At 27.3% G+C, this 18,543-nt stretch carries 19 protein-coding genes; 3 read left to right on the top strand and 16 right to left on the bottom strand.

Annotated features, from left to right (window positions below):
- Positions 1–9: 9 nt before the first annotated feature.
- Positions 10–375, bottom strand: a complete 366-nt coding sequence (locus ACYUEW_RS06300) for an ArsR/SmtB family transcription factor (RefSeq protein ID WP_003488369.1) — start codon at positions 373–375, stop codon at positions 10–12.
- Positions 376–588: 213 nt separating this feature from the next.
- Between ACYUEW_RS06300 and ACYUEW_RS06295 the strand changes: the two genes are divergently transcribed.
- A complete protein-coding gene (locus ACYUEW_RS06295; RefSeq protein WP_003488367.1) occupies positions 589–750 on the top strand; it encodes a DUF1540 domain-containing protein in 162 nt (53 codons plus the stop codon).
- Between the two features lie 94 nt (positions 751–844).
- On the opposite strand, the gene ACYUEW_RS06290 is transcribed toward ACYUEW_RS06295, so the two are convergent.
- The 4 genes from ACYUEW_RS06290 to ACYUEW_RS06275 form a co-directional block, all read right to left on the bottom strand.
- Positions 845–1,696: a YitT family protein gene (locus ACYUEW_RS06290; protein WP_003488366.1), complete on the bottom strand. Its 852-nt coding sequence runs from the start codon at positions 1,694–1,696 to the stop codon at positions 845–847.
- An 862-nt stretch (positions 1,697–2,558) separates the two neighbouring features.
- Positions 2,559–3,107 carry an NUDIX domain-containing protein gene (locus tag ACYUEW_RS06285; protein WP_460276453.1) on the bottom strand — a complete coding sequence of 183 codons (549 nt, stop codon included), beginning with the start codon at positions 3,105–3,107 and terminating at the stop codon, positions 2,559–2,561.
- Positions 3,108–3,134: 27 nt separating this feature from the next.
- On the bottom strand, positions 3,135–6,665 hold the full coding sequence (locus tag ACYUEW_RS06280) for an AAA family ATPase (RefSeq protein ID WP_460276452.1): 3,531 nt from the start codon (positions 6,663–6,665) through the stop codon (positions 3,135–3,137).
- A complete protein-coding gene (locus ACYUEW_RS06275) occupies positions 6,640–7,869 on the bottom strand; it encodes an exonuclease SbcCD subunit D (protein ID WP_460276450.1) in 1,230 nt (409 codons plus the stop codon). Before ACYUEW_RS06275 ends, ACYUEW_RS06280 begins: the two co-directional genes overlap by 26 nt.
- Positions 7,870–8,216: 347 nt before the next feature.
- Here ACYUEW_RS06275 and ACYUEW_RS06270 point away from each other — a divergent pair, with 347 nt between their 5' ends.
- Positions 8,217–8,678, top strand: a complete 462-nt coding sequence (locus ACYUEW_RS06270; protein WP_003488358.1) for a DUF2975 domain-containing protein — start codon at positions 8,217–8,219, stop codon at positions 8,676–8,678.
- Positions 8,679–8,698: 20 nt separating this feature from the next.
- The gene (locus ACYUEW_RS06265; protein ID WP_003488356.1) at positions 8,699–8,938 is read left to right on the top strand and encodes a helix-turn-helix domain-containing protein; all 240 of its coding nucleotides are present in this window, start codon (positions 8,699–8,701) and stop codon (positions 8,936–8,938) included.
- A gap of 80 nt (positions 8,939–9,018) precedes the next feature.
- Here ACYUEW_RS06265 and ACYUEW_RS06260 read toward each other — a convergent pair whose 3' ends face one another.
- The 11 genes from ACYUEW_RS06260 to ACYUEW_RS06210 form a co-directional block, all read right to left on the bottom strand.
- A complete protein-coding gene (locus ACYUEW_RS06260; RefSeq protein ID WP_460276449.1) occupies positions 9,019–9,609 on the bottom strand; it encodes a class I SAM-dependent DNA methyltransferase in 591 nt (196 codons plus the stop codon).
- Between the two features lies 1 nt (position 9,610).
- The gene (locus ACYUEW_RS06255; protein WP_003488353.1) at positions 9,611–10,135 is read right to left on the bottom strand and encodes an ECF transporter S component; all 525 of its coding nucleotides are present in this window, start codon (positions 10,133–10,135) and stop codon (positions 9,611–9,613) included.
- A gap of 176 nt (positions 10,136–10,311) precedes the next feature.
- Positions 10,312–10,794, bottom strand: coding sequence for a DUF5673 domain-containing protein (locus ACYUEW_RS06250; RefSeq protein ID WP_003488351.1), 483 nt, complete (start codon positions 10,792–10,794; stop codon positions 10,312–10,314).
- 132 nt (positions 10,795–10,926) lie between these two features.
- Complete coding sequence (locus ACYUEW_RS06245) at positions 10,927–11,820, bottom strand: NUDIX domain-containing protein (RefSeq protein WP_460276448.1); 894 nt, start codon at positions 11,818–11,820, stop codon at positions 10,927–10,929.
- 121 nt (positions 11,821–11,941) lie between these two features.
- On the bottom strand, positions 11,942–12,805 hold the full coding sequence (locus ACYUEW_RS06240) for a TPM domain-containing protein (RefSeq protein WP_460276447.1): 864 nt from the start codon (positions 12,803–12,805) through the stop codon (positions 11,942–11,944).
- Between the two features lie 118 nt (positions 12,806–12,923).
- Positions 12,924–13,760, bottom strand: coding sequence for a TPM domain-containing protein (locus ACYUEW_RS06235; protein ID WP_460276445.1), 837 nt, complete (start codon positions 13,758–13,760; stop codon positions 12,924–12,926).
- A gap of 9 nt (positions 13,761–13,769) precedes the next feature.
- Positions 13,770–14,339 carry a LemA family protein gene (locus ACYUEW_RS06230; protein ID WP_003488346.1) on the bottom strand — a complete coding sequence of 190 codons (570 nt, stop codon included), beginning with the start codon at positions 14,337–14,339 and terminating at the stop codon, positions 13,770–13,772.
- A 60-nt stretch (positions 14,340–14,399) separates the two neighbouring features.
- A complete protein-coding gene (gene pdxR, locus ACYUEW_RS06225; protein ID WP_460276444.1) occupies positions 14,400–15,851 on the bottom strand; it encodes a MocR-like pyridoxine biosynthesis transcription factor PdxR in 1,452 nt (483 codons plus the stop codon).
- A gap of 298 nt (positions 15,852–16,149) precedes the next feature.
- Entirely contained in the window at positions 16,150–16,593 is a 444-nt protein-coding gene (locus ACYUEW_RS06220) for a threonine/serine exporter family protein (protein WP_030033359.1), read from the bottom strand.
- Positions 16,587–17,345, bottom strand: coding sequence for a threonine/serine exporter family protein (locus ACYUEW_RS06215; RefSeq protein ID WP_030033357.1), 759 nt, complete (start codon positions 17,343–17,345; stop codon positions 16,587–16,589). Before ACYUEW_RS06215 ends, ACYUEW_RS06220 begins: the two co-directional genes overlap by 7 nt.
- Before the next feature lie 419 nt (positions 17,346–17,764).
- Complete coding sequence (locus tag ACYUEW_RS06210; RefSeq protein ID WP_460276443.1) at positions 17,765–18,541, bottom strand: DUF169 domain-containing protein; 777 nt, start codon at positions 18,539–18,541, stop codon at positions 17,765–17,767.
- Positions 18,542–18,543: the final 2 nt, after the last annotated feature.

Raw genomic sequence — 18,543 nt, 5'->3', positions numbered from 1 at the left:
AACTTAATTTTATCTATGCATTATGTGTTCTAATCCTTGCTTAAATACATTCTCTACATGTGAGTCATCTAATGAATAATAAACAACTTTACCCTCTTTTCTAAATTTTATGAGTCTAGCTGTTCTTAAAACTTTAAGTTGATGAGACACTGCTGATTGTGTCATATTAAGAAGATTTGAAATATCACATACACACATTTCTGATGATGACAATGCATATAAAATTTTTATTCTAGTTGGTTCTGATAAAACCTTAAAAAAATCTCCTAAATCTTGTACTTTATCCTCTTCTATCATATTATCTTTAACTTTATCTACTACATCATGGTGAATTACATTGCATGTGCAAGTATCTATCTGTCTTTCTTTATCCATATTTATGTTCTCCTTTACTGTATCTTAATTAATATTATATATGAACACATGAATAATCATTCATATGTTTAAATATAATGTATCACATTTATTTTTAAATTACAATATTATTTTAAAAATAATTTACTATTTTTTCTACACATAAAAAAAATCTATAATCAAATAATAATAGAGAAATAAAAAAACATTTCAATTTGTAGGAGGTAATTTAATATGAATCATAATGATAGTATAGGATGTAGTGTTCACGAATGTAAATATCACGCTCAAAGCACAGACTATTGTACACTTAACAAAATCCAAGTAACTAAGCATACACATGAGGCTGCAAGTGTTGAATCCACAGATTGTGGAAGCTTTGAAGCTAGCCACTAATTAAAGATAAAAATAAGGGTTTATATTAAAAGCATTTTAATATAAACCCTCATTATTTTCTCAATTAATAATTAATCTTATTATTTTTTTATTTTTAAAAGGCCGCTGCTTTAAAACCTCCACCTTGACATTCTGTAGTATTAGATACAGATATTAATGCATGTTCATCAAAATCTTCTATTATTTTTTTTGCTTTTACTATTTGTTGGCTAGTCATAATACAATATATTATTTTTCTTTTTGCTCCAGAGTAAGCACCCTCACCATACATAATAGTTGCACCTACTCCTAATTTTTCTAATAATTGTTTCTTTATTTCTTCATCATGATCTGTCACAACAAATAGTATTTTCTTACCATCAAAGCCTTCTATAACTTTTCCCATAACCTGTGACTTTACAAACATAGATATCATTGTATAAATAGCTACTTCAAAACTTCCTAGTAAAGCACCGATAGTAACTACAACACAATTTATCATAAAATCTATAGTTGATATCTTTATTCCAAGTTTCCTTTTTGCTAAAACAGATATTACATCTGTTCCTCCTTGTGAAGCTCTGTTTCTAAATATTAGTCCCATACCAGCTCCACTTAGAACGCCCCCACATATACAAGAAAGTAAAATATCATTCATAACGTAAAAGTCCATATAATTTCTACTTAAAATTAAAAATGAAGACATGCTTATCATTCCAACAAAGCTGAAAATACCAAAGTCTAAATCTACTTCCTTAAAAGCTATAAGGAATATAGGTATATTTATAAGAAGGATATAATATCCTGATTGTATACTAGTTAAATATTGAAGCATTATTGCGATACCAGCAACTCCCCCACTTAGTAATCTATGAGGAATAAGAAACATATTAACTCCTATGGCATATATTAAACTTCCCATCATTACTAAAAGCAATCTTTTTACATTTTCCTTTTTAAGATGCATAATAAATAAAAACCTCCAAAATAAAATTAAACTTATTTTTTACTATAACATACATACTTATATGTTTATTCTTTTAAAAAATATTTTTATTAGTAATTATTTTTAGGTAAATGAATAATTAATTTTTAAATATTCATTTATTGGGAAATTTAATATATTACCCGCTGTCAAACATAAAATTAACACCCCATTTATTTTTTTATTAAGTTACTTTGTATTACGCAGCAATTATATTTATATTTTCTTTAAATTTTTTTATTTTTTTAAAGTATATTGTACTAAGTTTTTATATTATTAGTAGCAGCTATGAAACACATTGAATGAAAACTTGCATTTTTATCAATAAAATTTTTTTTATTTTTTTTAAAATATATAAACTAAAATTTTATTTTGCAAATATTTTAAACAAATGAATAAAAACCTTCTTTTTATTTAATATATAAATATTTTCATGATGTGTCAACCTCTTATTTATCAATGGATTCTAGTTTCGTTAATAATATGTTACTATATTTAATTATATCCCAATTATACACTAGTGAATTTTTTATTTCATTTCTTTTTTGATGGAAATTATGCAAATGTTATATATTTTTTTAATTTCTATATATCTTTCATTAACTATGAAGGTTTCATATATATATTTTATATAAGTTAACTCTATAAAAATACTTTATAATTTAATTAAAATATAGATAAAATTTTTTAAGCCCCTTTTGCTCACTTGATGAATCAAAAAAAGAAGATGTTTCATAATAAAACAGATTTAATTTTAATACATATAATAAAATCTATTTTGAAACACCTTATTTTTTATATTTAAATTAAAAAATAAAACTATATTCACTTAATAAACGGTTAATTATAATTTAAATCCAAATATGTACCAAGGACCTATCCCCACATCTACACCCTTATTTTTTTGTTCTATTAAAAAGTCTCTACTTTCTTCTTTAGACACTAATATAACTTCTATATCCTCTGAAGGTTCTAGTTCTTGTTTAGGATTTTTATTCAATTCATTATTTTCATCAATTTCCATTTGAACTAATATAGCATAATCTGTTAATAAAGCTGGATTAGGTCTTATCTCTGGACTTATATCCACAACCTTACCTATATAACCTGTTTCTTCTTTTAATTCTCTTTTAGCCTCTAGCTCAATATCTTCCTGTTCTAATAATCCCGCAGGAAATCCTATAACATAATTATCTATAGCTGGTCTATACTGTTTTATAAATACATATCGCTCTGTTGGAACTAATTTTGCCACAATAACCACAGCTTTAGTTGTATTAGTTCTCTCTACTGCCTCCCATTTTAAAAGCTTTTCTTCATTATTTAAATAACTTATTTCCTTAAAACCTATCCATTTACCCTTGTATAATATTTTCTCTTCTAATTTCTTCATCTAATTACCTCCATATTTTGTCTACTATTAGCTATACTCTATTTTTATTTTACTTCCACCCTCTCCTGGCACTGCAGGATCTACTATAAGTTTTATTGGTACTCTATTTTTAAGTTCCTCTACATGACTTATTATTCCTACACTTAATCTATCACTTCTTAAATTTTCTAAAGAAGTCATAACTGTATCTAAAAGCTCACTATCTAAAGTCCCAAAGCCCTCATCTAAAAAGAAAAATTCTAAAGGGGAGCTTCCTTTTAGCTGTATCTGTGAAGACAGCGCCAAAGCTAGCGCCAATGATGTTAAGAAGGTTTCCCCACCAGACAAAGTATTTGTAGGTCTTATACCGCCTCCATTAAAATCATCCCTCATAGTAAAGTTCCCATTACAATCTAATTCTAATGCATATCTTCCTCTAGTTATATCCTTAAGTCTTTTAGAAGCTTCAAAAACTATATACTCTAACTGATTCATAGCTACAAATTCTACAAATTTATTTCCCTGAACTAATTTATCTATATCTTCTAACAAAGCTTTTTTATGAGACACCTTTTCTTTTTCATCTAATAGATCCTTTAGTGCCTTTATATTATTTTCCATATCACTTATAAGCTTTTCTTCTATTACAATATTTTTAATTATATCCTCTAGTTCTTTTTCCTTATTTTCTTTTTTAAGCCTTATACCTTTCCAACTTTCTTCCTCTATCCTTTCCCCCTTCGATTTTTTATTTACTCTTTCTATATTCATATTTAAATTATTATACTCTTTTTCAAATTCTTCTATTTCTTTTTCCAATTCCTTTATTTCTTCTTTACATATTAACATTAATTTTGCATCTTCTAAAGTATGGAATTTATTTTCCTCTAATGCTCTATTTAACTGAATAAATTTTTCATTATAAAGTTTTTCTAGATTAATTTTTATTTGTTCCTTACTTATTTTATTTTCCCATAATACTTCTCTATTTTTACCTTCTAACTCTAACTTAGATTTTAAAGTTTCTTCTTTTCCCTTTATATTCTCTATAGCTTTTTTTACATCATCTAAATGTTCCTTAGAAATCTCTCCTACATTTAATTTTTTTATTTCCCCCTCTTCTTTGTCTATAAAATTTTTCTTTTCTTTTCCAGCTTCTATTATTTTGCCTAACTCTATTTCCATAGTATTTATGTGCTTAATTATTTCTTCTCTTTTATTATTCTCACTCTCTAAAATTTCTCTTTTATTTTTTATAACCTTATTATATTCCTCTATTTTTTTATCAGAAGCTCTAATTCTGCTTATTTCTTCTTCCACATTAGAAACTTTAATTTCTTCTTTTAAATTTAAATATTCTTTTTCTTTTCCCTTAAATAATATTTTTCTTTCTTCCTTGTCCTTTTTTATAGAAGCTATTAGTTCTTTCTCCTTTGATATAGCTTCATGATTTTTAGCTTCCTCTTTATCTATATGGTTTTTTTCTTTTTGTAGCCTGTTTATATTTTCTTCTAATATTAATTTTTCTTCTTCCCAGGACTTTATATTTTTATTTAATTCTTGAAAATCATTTTTTTCTTTTTGTAGTTCTTCTCTTATATACTCTAAGTTTCTATCTTTTAATTGCTCTTTTAAATTTTCTAATTCCTTTAATATTAATTCTTCTTCTTTTTCCATAGAAATTAAAAGTATATTTTTTTCATTTTCTTCTATTTTTATATTTTCTAATTCTTTAAAAATAGTACTATGTTCTTCTTTTAAAATTTCTAATTCTTTTATATCAACCTTTTTAGCTAATTTAATATGATGCATAGATCCACAAACAGGGCATGGCTCCTGCTCCTTTAAATTAGCGGCTAATATAAAGGCCATATCCATTTTTTCTATATCTTTTATTTTTCCCTCTAGACTCACAACCGTTTCTTCTTTAAACTTTAATATTTCTAATATTTCTTTATGCTGTTTTTCTAAATTTAATTTTACTACTTGTTTTTCTTTTAGATTTTTTTTTAATTCCTGTTTTTTATCATTTATTTTATTTAAATTATTAAAAGTTTCACCTAATTTATTTATGTAATCTTTTTTATCAAGCAAAATATCATTACTTCCATGAGAGTTTTTTATTAATTCCTCTTTTTTATCTAAAACATATTCTAATTTTTTATTTATATCCTTCTGTGCTTCTAATGTGTCTTTATACTTTAATTCATACTCTTTTAAACTTTTTATTTTTTTATTTATTTTTTCTGTTATATTATAAACTTCTAAATTTAATCTTTTATATTCTTTATCTATTTCATATAGTTTCTGTATCTTTTCCCTTCTATCCCCATCTATTTTTAATGAATTTGTTTCTTCATCTTTTAATTTTATTTCCTCAGAAATTTTATTTATATTATCTTCTATATTTCTCTTCTCTATATTTTTATTTTTTATTGAAGCATCTTTTTCTTTATATTTTTGTGCTAAAGTTGCCTTTTCTCTCTTTATAGTTTCAACCTTCTTCTTTATTTCTATAGCCTGTAGTAAATTATTTTCTTTTTGCATTAATAAAGGGATTTTTTCTTCTTTATCCTTTGATGCTTTCTTATATTCATCCTCTAAATTTTTCAAATTTAAATTTATATTTTTTAACTGCTCTATTGCAGCATTTAATTCCTTTTCATTTATATTTTTATCTCTTTCAATTTTGTTGATCTCATCTATATAGGGTTTAACATTTAAGGCATTCTTTCCTTTTTCTACTTTTACTTTTTTCCCTTCAATATCCAATAACCCTTTTTTAAGATCTTCTAATTTATTTAAATAAACATTTAACTCTTCTTGAAGTTCCCATATATTTTTATACTTTTCATAAAGCTTATCCATTTCCTCTTTTTCTTTTGCTATTTTAGATTTCTCTTTTAATAAATTTTCATATTGTATTTTTAGCTCTTGTAATTTTTCCTTGGATATATCTTTATACTGTTCTAATCTTCCTTCTATTAATATTAAAGAGGATATTTCCTTATTTCTTGCTTTTCTTATTCTTTCTGAAAGTTTTTTGCCATACTTTTCTAGTCCAAATATTCTCTCTAACATATCTCTTCTGCTTTTCCCACTTAACTTTAAAAACTCACTAAATTTACCTTGAGGTAACACTACTGAACGAGTAAAATCTTCTGCGGTTAAACCTATTATAGATTCTATATTTTTTTGTATATCTCTAGGCTTATCTGCTATTATTTCTTCTTCACCTTCACTATTTTTAACTAACCTAGCTGCAGTAGTCTTATAACCACCTTTTTTATCTCTTTTTACTGTTCTAGAAACAATATAGTCTTCTCTTTTGTTCACTGAGGCTATGTCAAACTCATAGCTTACAAATAAGGAATCTGTATCTAAGTTTATAAACTGAGTACTATCCCTTGCTATATCTCCATATAAAGCAATAGTTATAGCATCTAATATACTGGATTTTCCACTGCCCGTAGGGCCAAATATACCAAACAAACCTCTATTAACTAAAGTTTCAAAATCTATTTCCTGCTTTTCTATAAAACTGTTTAAACCTTTAATCACAAGTTTCTTCGGTTTCATGTGCATCCTCCTCTTGAGCTATACTTAAAAATAAATCCATTAATTCTTCATTAGCCTCTATTCCTCTTTGATTAAAATAAAAGGATTTAAATAATTCTGCCATAGATTTTTCTTTTATATTTCCTTTAAAAACTTCTTCCCTTTTTTCCTCTATCTCTGGTACTATCTCCACTATATCTTTTTTTATTTCTTTTAATGCTTTTATATCTTCCGTACTTATATATTCCTTTGTTTTTATATGTAAATATAGCCACATATCCTTTTCTTTATTTTCTTTACATTTATTTATAGCCTCTTCTATTCCATTACAACTCCATACCTCTATAGGTTTATAGTTGTTAAAATAAACATCTTCAATAATAGCTTTTTCTCCTGGATGTACATCTATTATCTTACACCCTTTACTATAGCCTCTTTCACTTTTACTATAGGGCAGTGGTGAACCGGAATAATAGGCATTACCTAATCCCCTTACCTTTTGTGGTTTATGAAGATGTCCAAGTCCTATATACTGAGCTTTTTTAGGTAACTTGTCTGCATCTACTGCTAAACTTCCTCCCAATTGTATAGGTCTTTCAGAATCTGTTTCCTCTGATCCATCTACAAATATATGAGAAATAGCTAAATTAACAGTGTCATCTTTATAATATTTTTCTTGTAAATTAGAAAATATTTCTCCTATTCTTTCTGAATAAGTTTTTCTTCTATCTTCATCATTGTCCATTTCTTTAGACAATATCTCATTTAATCTTTTTTCGCTAGGGTAAGGTAAAGATATAATTACTGTCCTCTCTCCCTTTACCTCTATTTCTAAACATCCCAAATCTGAATTTATTACCTTAAAATCCCCATACTTTCCCTTTGGAATTATAGTTTTAGGGGTACCCATAAGTATTATTCCCTCATCATAAGCTAAAGGACTTGCAGCAACTAATCTCTCTGGATTATCATGATTCCCTGCTATAATTAAAACTAATCTTTCTCCCTTATTGCTTACTTTTTTTATACAATCATAAAACATTTTTTCTGCTCTAGCTGGGGGATTCCCATTGTCATATATATCCCCAGCTATTATCACCATATCTATATTATTTTTATCCACAATGTTAATAAAATCCTCTATAAATTTTTCCTGCTCATCCATTCTACTAAATCCTTCAAGGTTCTTTCCTAGGTGCCAATCGGAGGTATGCATTATTCTCATGATTTTCATCTCCCTTTTATATCTAGTTAATGCTGCGCTTCTCCATGTCATTTTATTCATTATATTTACAAACTCTATATACAGATTATATTATTATTTATATTATAACGTAAACTCTCACTACTTGTAGATGAAATAAAATTATTATGGAAATATATCCAACATTAGGTAGATTAAAATTTGCCTTTTTAAAAATCATTACAGTTTTTTATCCATAATCAATAATATATTATCGAATTACAATAATATATTATTGACATACAATAAAATTTATTGTATGTTATAATTAATAAATACAAATATTTCCAATTTATCCATATAAGAATATAGATAGGAGTGATTCATTCATGAAAGAAAATTTTTCATTAAATTTCATTAAAATACTTTTAGTTCTTATAGTATTTGTTTGTGGAATTATGCTCTTCCACTTTGTCCTTATGGTATTATTTGCTCCAAAAGAACTCTTCCATAATATTAGTAGTATTCTAGCTTCTCTACTTATAATTGCAGTTTATCTTGTTATTGCATGGAATCTTCTAAAAATAGTATACAGCATAGAATCTAATCCCTTTACTTTAAAAAATGTTAAAAGTTTTAAAATAATAGGTTATTTTATGATATTCTTATCAATTATAGATGGTATCGTTAATTTAAAAAAACCAAGTAATTTTATAATTATGGGTACGGAAAACATCTCCATTAAACCAAGTTGTATTTTATATTTAGTATTAGGTCTTATGGCCTTAGTTTTAGCTGAAATTTTTAAAAAAGCTGTCCAGATAAAAGATGAAAATGATCTAACGATATAACATAGAATAGGAGTTTTATTATGTCAATTGTAGTTAATTTAGATGTTATGATGGCAAAACGAAAAATGTCTCTTAAAGAATTAGCTGAAAAAATTAATTTAACTAATGCTAATTTATCAATTCTAAAAAATAATAAAGCAAAGGCTATAAGATTTTCCACTTTAGAAGCAATATGCAAGGAATTGAATTGTCAACCTGGAGATATTTTAGAATACAAAGAAGATCAAAGGGGAAATGAAAAAGAGGATGAATTAAATTAAATAAGAGTGTAGAGTAAAAATATAAAATTTACTCCACACTCTTATTTTGGTTAATCATGCATAAAATTTATCTAATCAAATTATTTGTTTCTTGCACCTATATAAATATAATATTCTTCATTATCCTCTGTATATATAGTTTTAAAATTATGTTTTTCCATTAATTCTGCAGTATATTTCACCTTAGGTAATATGTGAGACTTTATCTTATGATCTACATCTTTATGTCTAGAGTTTATCTTCTCCTTACTTTCACTATGAGCTATAACTAATCTACCACCTTCTTCAAGTAGTTCATAAGCTCTATCTGCTAACTTATCCTTGTCCTTAAAATGAGGATAACAGGAATATGCTGTTATACAATCAAAAGTTTTTTTAGATTTATACCCTAAAAAATCTCCTACTATAAAATCTAAATTAGAGTATGTATTTTTTCCTTTTGATACCTTTAACATATTTTCTGCTATATCCATAGCAGTTATATGCCCAATATTACAAATTATATTTTCTAAATAAGGTATAAGCACCCCTGTACCACTACCTATATCTAAAACTTTATCTCCTTCTTTCAAATTTGCTTTTGAAAGAATATATTCTATTTTTTCTTTAGGGTGGGAACACATACTATCCCACTTTTCTGCTAAATTATTAAAAAACTCTTTATCATCCATATTATACAGCCTTTCCTAATTCTACTTTCCCTAGTGATTTAACTAATATAGGTATAAGTATTAATTGAATAATTATACCCGGCAAACCTTTTACAAATAATCCTGCTAATACAACTGGAAATTTAAAAGGTTTTGTCATTATTAAATGTAAAACTAAATAATTACATAATATATTAGCCAATCTTCCACTTAACATTCCAATTATTAATGATGGGTATATTCCCATTTTCTTTTTATTATATAATATTGATATAACCACTCCATAAGTTAATAATTCAACTACCATTACATAAACAAATGGGAATGGTGGCATACCTGTAAATAAATGACTTAATAAAGGGGTTAATACTCCTACTGCTAAAGCAAAATAAGGACTTAATATAAAACCTCCTATAAGAATAGGAATATGCATTGGTAAAAATATTGATCCTGCATTTTTTATTCCATGAAACAAATAAGGCAATAATAACCCTATTGCTATTAATAATGCACCTCTAACTAATTGTTTATTTTTTGATTGTACCATATAAATACCTCCTGCTAAAAATAATGCCTATTATTAAATAATAGCAAGAAGTATACCATGGCTTTAAAACAGGAAAATAGATATCCCTTAAATTAAGATTCTCAAATTTATACATATTAATGTTTTATTTTGAAACCTAATCTCAAATTAATACTATCTTGTAATGTCTATATTCCTTAAGAAACCTGAGCTATCTTTTTATTTATTATTTTAAAAACTTGTTCTTGTTCCTCTTTTTTGATCCTTAGTTTTATAGTATTAAATCTTCTTAAATAATCCACATCTTCCTTTCCCCTTATTATTAAAGTATGATCTAGTCTCTCATGCCATTTACATGATTCTATATCTTCCCATTTTTTAAAGTTTCCCTCTACAAAAATTCCATTTTCCATTATTTCAAATCTTTCTACACCATTATATAATATAACTATACCTATTATTATTTCTATATAAGTATTAGGATTATCATTTAAAAGAGAAAATAAGATTATTATTAAAGACATAAGTATCATAATATTTCGCTCTATACCTCGTTTTATATTTAAAACAACTTTTCCACCTTCTTTACTCTTATACCAAAGATTTATAAAAGTTAACACAATCCAAAATATAAAGGTTACCCCTACTAATATTAATAATATCCCTTCTAACACATCCATTTAATTACCTCCTAATTACTTTAAATTGCTTTCCCTTAAATTCTTCTATAAAAAAAGGCTTTTTCCTTTTTATGGAATAGCATCTTTAATATGTGTTTTTCCCCATCATTAATATTAGTTTTACAAACTTATTTATATATTATCCTTGATAAATGTAAATATTCTAACTAAATCTTCTGAATTTTTTTCTTTTAATACATCTTCTTCTTTTATAAAACTGTGTTCTTTATAAATTTTTTCTTCTTTTTTCAACGGAATCAGGGTAATATTTCTTTTGAAAAAATTATTATTTTTTTTATACAAAAATATGCCTAATTTTTTTTGCCCTATTACATTTTTTAATTTAATACCTAATATTTCTTGTAAATATACTTCTGCACTACAGCGTTTTGAATTTAAACTACAATTATCTCCACAGAAAGTATATTCATTGTCTTTATTTAAACATAAGAATTTTATTTTATTATCACTTACACTTTTATTTATATTGGATGAGATACACTGCTCCTTTATGCTATTAATATTATTTAAAACTAGATACTCCCTTATACTATCCTTCTGTCTATATATTAAAAAAATTTTTTCCTCTTTTATATCTTCTATTTCAAACTTATCTAATATCCCCTCTACATCTCTTATAGTTACATCTGTTAATCCTTCTTTATCTCCTAAGTCTTGCCACTTTATATCTACTAATCCATAAAGATTTTTTAGCTCTTCCTCTGGATCATATCCTACCTTTGCTTCTCCCTTTACTGGATATCCAATAAAAGTTACCATATTTTTATACATAGAATTTTTTATTGGTGGTAACGATTCATATGTTAAGGGGAAAAGCTCTATATCTAATCCTGTTTCTTCTTTAGCTTCCCTTATAGCTGCTTCTTCTAAGCTTTCACCCTTTTCTCTTCCGCCACCAGGTAAAGCCCAAAAATATCTATTTTCTAATTTAACCCAGTGCTTTATTAGTATATACTTACCATTCTCCACAATAACGATTTGAACTCTAGTATCTCTTTTAAGCATATTGTCATCTCCTATTTTCCTAAAAAATTAGTATTATTCTTTATTATAAAATTAAAGAGTCTTTGCCCTAAAGCAAAAACTCCTTATTAAAACTATACTTTTGTAATCTATAAAATGCAGGCTACCATCCGCCAGAAGAACCTCCTCCACCGGAACTTCCGCCGCCAAAACCGCCAAAACCTCCGCCACCAGAGGATCCTCCACCGCCGAAGCCTCCAAAACCTCCAAAGCCTCCGCCGCCGAATGGGTCATCATCATCGTCATCCCATCTATTTCTTCTATTAGAGAAAAGTGAATTTAGGAATATAAGATCCCAAATGGAAGTTCTTCTTCCTCGTCTTCCACCTCTTCCACCAAAAATACTTAATAAAATTATAATGAAAATTATAGCGGGTATAACGCCTCCTCCGCTCTTCTTCTTTTGTGGCACTTTAACTTTTTCATTCTTTTCTAAAGTAACATTGTATTCTTTAGCTACATCATCTGCAAATACAGAATAGACCTTCTTCATGGCTTCACCATATTTTTCTTCTTTAAGTAAAGGTTTAGCTACTTCTTCCATTACTCTAGAAGAATAAATATCCGTTATTCTTCCTTCTAAGCCTCTTCCTACTTCTACTCTCCACTTTTTATCCTTTACAGATAGAAGTATCATAACTCCATTATCTTTACCTTTTTGTCCTAGTCCCCACTGTCTAAACAAAGTATTAGCATAGGATTCTACATCAGATCCTTCCAGTGAATCTATTACAACCACTGACATTTGTGCTCCGGTTTTTTTCTCTAACTCATTTCCTACTGAAACAATATACTCTTTAGTTTCACCATCTATAACTCCAACATAATCATTTACATATTTTAAATTTGTAGGTTTAGGAAAATTCTTTTCCGCCTTTACTAATACTGGTGAAGATATAATTAAGGTTATTATTAATATAAAAGCTAAACCTAGTTTATTGAAATTTCTATTTATAAATTTTTTCATATTTTTTCACCTACTTTAAAAATCTATTTTAGGTGTTTCTCCTATAAAATTAAAGAGTTTTTGCAAAAAACAAAAACTCCTAATTAAACTATCAAGCATCAATCTAAAACTCTAAAATCTACCATTCACCTGAAGATCCTCCTCCACCGGAACTTCCACCGCCAAAGCCGCCAGAGTCTCCACCAGAAGAACCACCTCCGCCGAATCCTCCAAAGCCTCCGCCATGGTGGAAGTGATCATCGTCCCAATGGTCTCTTCTATAACGATCCCTTCCATAGTAGTCTCTTCTATTGCTTCCGCTAGCTGCTACAGCAATAATAACCACTATAACTATAATAAAAATTATAAAACACATTATAAGCCCAAACCAACTAATCCCTTCTGAATCTTGTTGTGAAACCTGAATTGCATCATTTTGTTCTAAGGTAACATTACGCTCCGTACCAATATCACCTGCAAACGTAGAATACGCAGCTCTAATAGCTTCTCCATATTTTCCTTCTTTAAGTAAAGGCTTAGCTACATCATCCATTACTCTAGAAGAGTAGGTATCTGTTATTACCCCTTCTAATCCTTTTCCTACCTCTACTCTCCATTTTTTATCATTTACAGACAAAAGTATCATAAGTCCATTATTTTTATTCTTTTCCCCTATTCCCCACTGTCTAAACAAATTATTAGCATAAGATTCTATATCTGATCCTTCTAGTGAATTTATTACAACAACTGTAGCTTGTGCTCCTGTCTTTTTCTCTAGCTCATTTCCTATTGTAACAATTTCACCTCTAGTTGCATCATCCATAACTCCAACATAATCATTAACATATTTTAAATTTGTAGGCTGAGGAAAATTTTTTTGTGCCTTTGTAAGCATTGGGAAGGATATAATTAAGGTCATTATTAATATAAAAGTTAATCCCATCTTACTTAGATTTTTTTTCAAAAATTTTTCCACTTTTTTCACCTACTTTGAGAAATCTACTTTGGGTGCTTTACTTGCTCCTGCTTCTGCTTTAAAATATGGTTTTTCACTAAATCTAAACATACCAGCTATAATAGAATTTGGAAACTTCCTTATACCAGTATTATAATTATTTACTGATTCATTATAATCTTGCCTTGCAATAGCTATTCTATTTTCAGTTCCTTCTATAGCTACTGATAAATCTTTAAAATTTTGACTAGATTTTAAGTCTGGATATCTTTCTACTACCACTAATAATCTTGATAAAGCTCCTGATAACTCTTCATTAGCTTGAGCTTTTTCATCTATTTTTTGTGCTCCTGCCAATTTTGATCTTGCATCTGCTACACCTTTAAAAATATCTTTTTCCTGTGCAGCATAACCTTTAACTGTTTCTACTAAATTTGATATAAGATCAGATCTTCTTTGAAGATTAGTATCAATATTAGAAGCTGCTCTGTTAACATTTTGCTCCATAGATACTAATTTGTTATATGTTCCTATTAAAGGAAATAGTATTAATAAAATTATCCCTACTACTATAAGGGTATTTCTCAATCCTTTTTTCATAAAATCACCACCATTTTAATATTTTTATTAATATTATACATTAATTTAACAAAATTTTCACTAAATATAATTATTTATAAGTTTTTTTGCTGAATTTCCTATAATTTTAAAACCTTTTTCTATTTCTTCTAAAGAAACTCTAGATATACCTAATCTAAAAGTGTCTTCTCCTTTGTTATCTACATAAAATATGTCTCCTGGAGTAAAAATTACTCCTCTTTTGCAACACTCTTTTAATAATTCTCTTGATTTTATATTTTTTAATTTTACAAATATATGAAGACCACCTTCTCCTGTTATATATTGTGCAGGTATATATTTTTTAGCACATTTTAAAGCAAATTCATATTTTTCTTTATATATTTTCCTAGCTTTTTTAATATATTTTTCAAAATTTCCACTCTTTAAATATTCATATAATATAGCCTGATCTAAAAAGGATGTATGGATATTTCTACTTCTTTTTACACTTTCTAAATAGTCTATGAGCTTTTCATCTCCTAATACCCAACCTATTCTTATTCCAGGGAAAAGTACCTTTGAAAAGCTTCCTATATAGATAATACTATTACCCTTACCAGAAAAAGCAATCATAGGAGATACATGATCACCAGAATATCTTAGTTCTTCGTTAAAACCATCCTCTACTATAGGTATGTTATTATCTTTTAATATATTGTATATTTTTATTCTTTTTTCTGGACTCATAACTATACCTGTAGGGTTATGATAAGAGGGTACCAAATAAGCTAATTTTATATTGTTTTTACATATAGTCTCTTTTAATTTATCTATATTTATACCGTCTTTGTCCATATCAATACCTACAATTTCAATATCATGCATTTTCATTATTTTTATAGCTGTATTATGAGTAGGATTTTCACATAATACTTTATCTCCTTTTTGTATTAGAGAAGATAATACGATATCAAAGCCTTCTGTAAAACCATTAGTTATCAATATCTTTTTATTTGATGTATCCACTCCTTTATTTTTCATATATTTCATAATATAATTTATTAAATCCCTATATCCTATAGCATAACCGTAATTTAATATTTTTTCTCCTTCTAAAGAAAATCTATTTAAAAAAGCTTTTTTAAATTCCTCTAAATCAAATAAATTCTCATCTGGAGAAATACTTTTAAAAGATATCATTCCCTTTTCCCAGGGGATTTCATGTTTTATAATATCTAAACTTTCAGCTTTCTTAGCATAATCGTTTATATTCTTTTCCCAATTAACTGTCCATTTTTCTTCAACATGAATGTTAACATTGGAAACAAAAGCGCCCTTTCCCTTTTTTATATATATAAATCCATCATCCTCTAAAAACTCATAAGCAGATATAATAGTATTCCTACTAACCTTAAGCATAGAAGCTAACTCTCTAGTAGATGGCAATTTTTCATCTTTTCTTATCATTCCCTTTAGTATCATAGATTTTATATAATCACTTATCTGAATATATACTGGTGAATTTTTATCTAATTTTATATCAAATAACATAAAATTCCTCCCAAAAGCTTATTGTACAGATCAAATCTGAAAATATATTTAATTTTAATTCCACAAATATAAAAATTCCCTTATAAATCAACTCATTTCGCTAAGAAATTCTAAATTGGGCTACATTAAAAATTTTCTACCCGCTAGAGGCGCCATCCGTAGCTTCACCATCGGCTCCTCACGTCCTGTGAGGAATTACGCAAATTTTAAATTCCGCCAAATTAAGAACTTCTAAAGCTTATTCGCATGGTTTATTGCGCATATTTTTTATATTTGTTACATTAAAATTAAATATGCTTTATTTCACTCTTTTAGTTTGTGTTATTTTCGTAATAAACCTAACAGTAGTGGAAGAAAGCATTATGCCAAAAGCAATTGCTCCACCTACAGCTACAGTTTGAAATCCCTTAGAATAGGCTAAAGAATAATTTTGCTCAACTATAGAATTTATAGCATAATAAGCAGTAATTCCTGGTACCAATGGGAATATACCTGGTATAGAAAACTGCATAGCAGGTGTTTTAAGCTTTCTTGCCATAAATTCACTATATAACCCTACCATAAAAGCTCCAACAAAGGATGCCATAACAGGGCTATATATATAATTATATACTATAAGATATGCCGTCCAACCAATGGAACCTGCAAAACCAGTCCATATTATTTTTTTTCTATCAATATTAAAGAGTACAACGGGAAACACACTTCCGAAAAACGCTAATATAATTTGTTTTATCACCACTTAACACCTACTCCCAATGTCAATGCTGTAGCAATTCCTGCTCCCATAGCAGTTACTACTAGCATTGCCTCTCCAAACTTTACTATACCAGACATAAAATCATCATAGATAATATCTTTTATACCATTTGTAAGTGGCACTCCTGGAACTAATATCATTATTCCTCCAGTTATAATGTTTCCTCTACTTACAAGTGGGAATATATTTTCCGCAACTAAACTTGATATTCCTATGATAAAGCCTGCAAAGAAAAATTGAAAAAATTGAAAAAATCCAACCTTAGATACCCTATCTAACATGTAATAAATCCCCATACTAATAAAAGTTGAAACAATGGCATCGTAAATTGTACCATTAAAAAATAAGGAATAAACAAAAGAAGTCATGCCTGCAGCTACAATCCTTACTGGCAAACTGAAAAATGGCAGAGAATCTATTTCTTTTAAAGTTTCTTTAGCCTCATTATAAGAAATAGGATTATCTTGAAGGCTTCTAGAAAAAGAATTAAGGCGATCTATTCTAGCTAAGTCTACTCCTCTTGTTTTTACTTTTTTAAGTGAAGTTACCTTTTCATTATTATCATCTATAATAGACAAAAAAACACCCTTAGCAGTAACCATACACTCACATTGTAAATTATATGCCCTGCAAATTCTCTCAATTGTCTCTTCAACTCTATAGGATTCTGCTCCATTACTTAGAAGCATTTTTCCTACAGAAAGTGAAATCTCTAAAACCTGCTTAGCTTCCATATTTATACCCCTTCACCTATTTATTTTACACACCCACTTCAAATAAATAATGTATTTAATACCATATTCTATTTATAAATAATATATCAAATTTTTTGTACAATTGTAATATGTTTAATTAAATAATTTCTAATTACATTAAATACTATAAAAATTCTACTTATTATCATTAAAAATGATGAAATTCCTACTATTTAAACACAATAAAACATTACAAAATAAATATAATAAAAGCTTAACTATACTTATTATAATCTACAATTTATAATCTACAATAAATATAAAATAAGCACTATATAAATTATTCACTCTAAAATAATCTACATAGTGCTTTATGTTATGCAATACTAATTCTTTAATAAAAATTTTAAAATAAAGCCAATATAATGAAAATTTATTTTTTAAGTTTAATTCTAGCATTATTTATAATTAACAAAATAGTTTTCATTATACTTTACATCAATATTATTCTCTATATTTTTAGTCTTTAATTCTATCTCTTTTTTCTTATGATTTGGCTCGGTTGGATTTAATGTTTTTAATATTCCATTTTCAATGTCTTTAAGCTTATTAAATGGAAATCCTACCCCCATATCACTTTCATCCCATTTACAAAAAAATCTTGTTCCAGAACACAAAGTTGATATATTAATATCATTGTTTTCGTAAGGAACTGCTGTACATTCAGAACATATTCCTTGATTGCCGCCTAAAGTTATATTTTTATGTACTCCATATTTATAAGTATATGCCTGAACTATTCTCATTACACTATATGGATTAGTTATAATAACAACTACATCTGGCTCTTCTACAAAATTTTCTAAAGGTCTAATTTCTATACCATATATTGAATGATTTATAAATGTAATATCCTTTTGTACCTTTTTAGCCGTAGCTAAGCTATCATATAGGCCATGTTTTCCATAGTGCTGTCCTGAGTCTACATAATTATTACTAGAAATTATACCTAAAGCTCTTGCAGAGGCTAAACATTTAAAATTTTCTTCATTAGCTTTAAATTCTCTTCCATTAGAAGCCATTTTAACCATGTAGCAATAATTCACTTTGCTATTTAATTTAGGAATGTCTAATTTTTCAAAATGCTCTTTTGTAAATATAAATTTAATCCCTACCATTTTTCTCTCTAAATTTAATGTAGCATATAAATTCTGGCATATGTTTTTTATATCCATAA

The organism is Clostridium sp. CTA-1 (assembly GCF_054768215.1).
Note: the sequence above shows the minus strand (reverse complement) of the source record. Positions and strands in the feature narration are given on the sequence as shown.

Coding starts and splice junctions, on each gene's coding strand:
- ACYUEW_RS06280 (WP_460276452.1), bottom strand. CDS start 6,665: ATGAAACCGAAGAAACTTGTGATTAAAGGTTTAAACAGTTTTATAGAA.
- ACYUEW_RS06210 (WP_460276443.1), bottom strand. CDS start 18,541: ATGGATATAAAAAACATATGCCAGAATTTATATGCTACATTAAATTTA.
- pdxR (WP_460276444.1), bottom strand. CDS start 15,851: ATGTTATTTGATATAAAATTAGATAAAAATTCACCAGTATATATTCAG.
- ACYUEW_RS06265 (WP_003488356.1), top strand. CDS start 8,699: ATGTCAATTGTAGTTAATTTAGATGTTATGATGGCAAAACGAAAAATG.
- ACYUEW_RS06255 (WP_003488353.1), bottom strand. CDS start 10,135: ATGGTACAATCAAAAAATAAACAATTAGTTAGAGGTGCATTATTAATA.
- ACYUEW_RS06215 (WP_030033357.1), bottom strand. CDS start 17,345: ATGGAAGCTAAGCAGGTTTTAGAGATTTCACTTTCTGTAGGAAAAATG.
- ACYUEW_RS06245 (WP_460276448.1), bottom strand. CDS start 11,820: ATGCTTAAAAGAGATACTAGAGTTCAAATCGTTATTGTGGAGAATGGT.
- ACYUEW_RS06260 (WP_460276449.1), bottom strand. CDS start 9,609: ATGGATGATAAAGAGTTTTTTAATAATTTAGCAGAAAAGTGGGATAGT.
- ACYUEW_RS06285 (WP_460276453.1), bottom strand. CDS start 3,107: ATGAAGAAATTAGAAGAGAAAATATTATACAAGGGTAAATGGATAGGT.
- ACYUEW_RS06290 (WP_003488366.1), bottom strand. CDS start 1,696: ATGCATCTTAAAAAGGAAAATGTAAAAAGATTGCTTTTAGTAATGATG.
- ACYUEW_RS06300 (WP_003488369.1), bottom strand. CDS start 375: ATGGATAAAGAAAGACAGATAGATACTTGCACATGCAATGTAATTCAC.
- ACYUEW_RS06240 (WP_460276447.1), bottom strand. CDS start 12,805: ATGAAAAAATTTATAAATAGAAATTTCAATAAACTAGGTTTAGCTTTT.
- ACYUEW_RS06250 (WP_003488351.1), bottom strand. CDS start 10,794: ATGGATGTGTTAGAAGGGATATTATTAATATTAGTAGGGGTAACCTTT.
- ACYUEW_RS06295 (WP_003488367.1), top strand. CDS start 589: ATGAATCATAATGATAGTATAGGATGTAGTGTTCACGAATGTAAATAT.
- ACYUEW_RS06270 (WP_003488358.1), top strand. CDS start 8,217: ATGAAAGAAAATTTTTCATTAAATTTCATTAAAATACTTTTAGTTCTT.
- ACYUEW_RS06230 (WP_003488346.1), bottom strand. CDS start 14,339: ATGAAAAAAGGATTGAGAAATACCCTTATAGTAGTAGGGATAATTTTA.
- ACYUEW_RS06275 (WP_460276450.1), bottom strand. CDS start 7,869: ATGAGAATAATGCATACCTCCGATTGGCACCTAGGAAAGAACCTTGAA.